This is a genomic window from Nostoc sp. NMS4, assembly GCF_017115095.1.
Lineage (GTDB): Bacteria > Cyanobacteriota > Cyanobacteriia > Cyanobacteriales > Nostocaceae > Nostoc.
Genome location: NZ_JABXKI010000014.1, coordinates 1 through 3,134, shown reverse-complemented (window position 1 = coordinate 3,134; position 3,134 = coordinate 1). Strand labels below are relative to the sequence as shown.

The following is a 3,134-nucleotide window of genomic DNA, read 5'->3' as shown; positions in this document are numbered from 1 at the left end:
AGCACTCATCATCAGATGTCTAATCAGTAGTTAGCACAATTCTAGGCAAAGATAAAACTTGATTTTCACCCAGATCGCCAGATGTAATCAAGTCTGGCCCTATTTGTTGTAATGTCGTCAACAACACTGCGCTCTGACTCAATAGCTCATCTACGTCAACACCACTGTAACTAGATGGGTAACGGCGTAGGCGATTGCTGCCTTCTCCCAATAGAATTACAGCACCTCGCCAGTTCCGATTCTCCAAATGATATAATGCCACAGCAATTTGGAGAATTCCTTGATAAAAGGTTTTTTCTGGTTCGCCAGCTTCAATCCACAAAGCCTCTAAAGTGTCATGACAGGCATAGAACTGACCAGAATTGAACTGTTCTATGCCTTGCCAAAACTCTTGGGGAATGGTTTCGCTCATCCCATACTGTCTCGAACTTCTTTGATTGTTTCCAGAGAGATTTCTTGTTTTTCTCCCGCAAACTCGTTGTCAGAGGTGAGGAATAACATACAATGGCACTCTTTGCGTTCTCTCATTGGCACACAAGGACAGTTCCAATATGTGGCGTGAATCTCAGCTTCTTTATCTTCGTAATGGCGACAAGGACATAAAGGCGCACCCAGGTCGTCTTTATGTTTGGCTAGTCCTTCAATCACAACTGCGGTGACAGAAGGTTCAGAACAGAAATATGTTCCAGTACGCTTGGCGTATTGTTCGGAAAAATGCCGCATTGCCTCTAGGCTTTTATCGCTGGATTTTGTGTTATGTTCTGATGTGATCATGTCGCTCATAATTTAAATATTTCTTTGCATTGTACCTCAGCCTCATCTGGGGATTACTGGGTGTATTTCCCCAAACTTACCTTCAAAGGCTGATATGTCCAGTGTACTGGGATCAGAGAAAATCTCAGAAATCGCAGAGGGTTAACTTGTTAGCAGCCTCTGAAATTATAAAATTTGAATTGATTTATGAATGTAATGTTTTTTGTAGTTGGGGTTGCAGTGGGTGTAGGCCGTCGGAGACATCGCTTTGCAAAACTATACCTGGGTGTTCCCAATTAATTACCTCTGGTTCTGCTGGTGAGGAAATATTTGGCCACAAAACCCAACGACTGCCTTGAGGAAGTTTAGCAAGGCTCAGGGGATTTTGAGTCAGCCAAATCAAGGGATAGCTTTTAGGAATTACTGAACTGGCATCTTCTAAGGCTGTGGTTGCTGCTAAGGTTTCTAGAACAAAGCGATCGCCTTTGACTAAATTTGTTGATGCTGTCCAGAGTTGTACCTGTAATTGCTGTTGATGTGCATAAAAGTACAGGGAAGCTGCGGCAATTACTGCTTGCTCAAAGTTTTCTTCTTCCCAATTGCTAGCACTATCAAGGGCAATCACTATTTCTTGTCCACCTGTGACCATTTCTAACTCCCGCACCCTTAATTCTCCGTAGCGGGCGCTAGTTCGCCAATGAATCAGACGGGTGGGATCTCCGATACGATAAGGACGGAGCGATCGCACCAGCCCTGTTGTCGCTGTCTGCAAGGGTCTACCACGGGGATCGCCCCTTTTGCTCTCTTCCTGTCCCATTTCATCTATTAGAGGGCAGGTAGCCAAGGGTAACACTGTGGGATAAACGATCGCTGTCGCAGCACAATCACGCTGACGGCGACACCAAAACAATCCTAAAGGCGCACCAGAACCTAGTTCTACTGTGTGCCAGCGATAAACACCCCGGCGCTGAGTTGGTTGATAATATACCCAACGGTAACTACCTTGGCTAGGAATTGTTTCGATTGTCTTTTGTACTGGTTTCCCTAAGACGAAGGGCAGTATATCCGCAACTTGCAATAAGCTTACAGCCCGATGTGTCTGATTGCAGATTTCTAATTCTACCGTTAGATCGTTACCTGCTGACACTGGTTGTATAGGACGACGGGTGATAGATAGACCTGTGAGCGATCGCGGCGGTAAGATGGCTGCTACACCCAAAAGGGCAAAACTAATGCCGCTAATGGCGTAAAGCCAACCAGCCATCGTATTGATACCTGCGCCAAAAAAACAAATAGACGTTGCTGCTAGCACCCAACCGCCGTATGCAGGGGCACTGGCGCGGGTTTCTAACCAATTGGTGATGGGTTTGATAAGTTTCATGTTTCTTTTTTAACCCAACACCACTCTAAATTCACAGTATCTCACGGCTTCGCCAAAAAACTATCTTCGTCTCTAACTCCAATAAATCCTATATATTATGACTAGTAGTCTGTCCCAAAAGTTTTGAGAGGTGAATCAGTTTTAAATTTATCTTCTTTACCTCTTAACTTTGCGCTCTTTGCGTCCTTCTCTAACGAGACGCTGCGCGAATGCGGTTCGTTTTCTTAACCCATTAGAATTAATGGGACAGACCACTAGATGTTTGAGGAACTGGCTTGATTGAGAAGGTCAATAGAATCTTGGTCGAGCTTTATATTGACAGCTTTGATGATATCGTTGAGTTGCTCAATTTTTGTTGCACTAACAATGGGAGCGGTAATGCTGGGATTAGCAATAAGCCACGCCAGAGAAACTTGGGTACAGGTAGAATTATAAGTATTTGCCACTCGATCAATTGCCTTTAGAATTCGCAAGCCACGAGGGTTTAAATATCTTTTTACAGAATTACCACGAAGACTAATAGACAAATCTTTTTCTGAACGATATTTACCAGAGAGAAAGCCACTGCACAGAGAGGAATAGCTAATCACACCAATTTCCTGTTCTTGGGAAATTTGTTGTAAATCCTGCTCATAACCATCTCGGTCATACAAGTTATAACGGGGCTGAAGGCTTTCGTAGCGAGGATAGCCATATTGACGGCTAATTTCTAATGCTTGTGCTAAACGCTCTGCACTATAATTTGAAGCACCAATCGCACGTACTTTTCCCTGACGAATCAATTCTGCGTAGGTTTCAAGAGTTTCTTCAAGTGGAGTGTTTTCATCGTCGATATGCGATTGATATAGATCGATATAATCGGTTTGTAACCTTTGCAATGAGTCTTCAACAGCTTGTTTAATGTGTTTACGAGAAAGTCCTTTGCCTCTAACACCCATATCGTTACCAACCTTAGTTGCAATCACCACTTGGTCACGATTACCGCGCTGCTTGAGCCATT

The 3,134-nt window shown here is 43.8% G+C and carries 4 protein-coding genes; all 4 read right to left on the bottom strand.

The features are described 5' to 3' along the window. Positions 1 to 19: 19 nt before the first annotated feature. Complete coding sequence (locus HWQ37_RS00220; RefSeq protein WP_292742532.1) at positions 20 to 412, bottom strand: DUF309 domain-containing protein; 393 nt, start codon at positions 410 to 412, stop codon at positions 20 to 22. Further along, on the bottom strand, positions 409 to 774 hold the full coding sequence (locus HWQ37_RS00215) for a ferredoxin thioredoxin reductase catalytic beta subunit (protein ID WP_292742534.1): 366 nt from the start codon (positions 772 to 774) through the stop codon (positions 409 to 411). Before HWQ37_RS00215 ends, HWQ37_RS00220 begins: the two co-directional genes overlap by 4 nt. 184 nt (positions 775 to 958) lie before the next feature. Further along, positions 959 to 2,134, bottom strand: a complete 1,176-nt coding sequence (locus HWQ37_RS00210; RefSeq protein ID WP_292742530.1) for a DUF58 domain-containing protein — start codon at positions 2,132 to 2,134, stop codon at positions 959 to 961. A gap of 254 nt (positions 2,135 to 2,388) precedes the next feature. Next, positions 2,389 to 3,134, bottom strand: a 746-nt coding sequence (locus tag HWQ37_RS00205) for an aldo/keto reductase (protein ID WP_292742529.1), incomplete at its 5' end; no start/stop codon positions are given.

Coding starts and splice junctions, on each gene's coding strand:
- HWQ37_RS00210 (WP_292742530.1), bottom strand. CDS start 2,134: ATGAAACTTATCAAACCCATCACCAATTGGTTAGAAACCCGCGCCAGT.
- HWQ37_RS00220 (WP_292742532.1), bottom strand. CDS start 412: ATGAGCGAAACCATTCCCCAAGAGTTTTGGCAAGGCATAGAACAGTTC.
- HWQ37_RS00215 (WP_292742534.1), bottom strand. CDS start 774: ATGATCACATCAGAACATAACACAAAATCCAGCGATAAAAGCCTAGAG.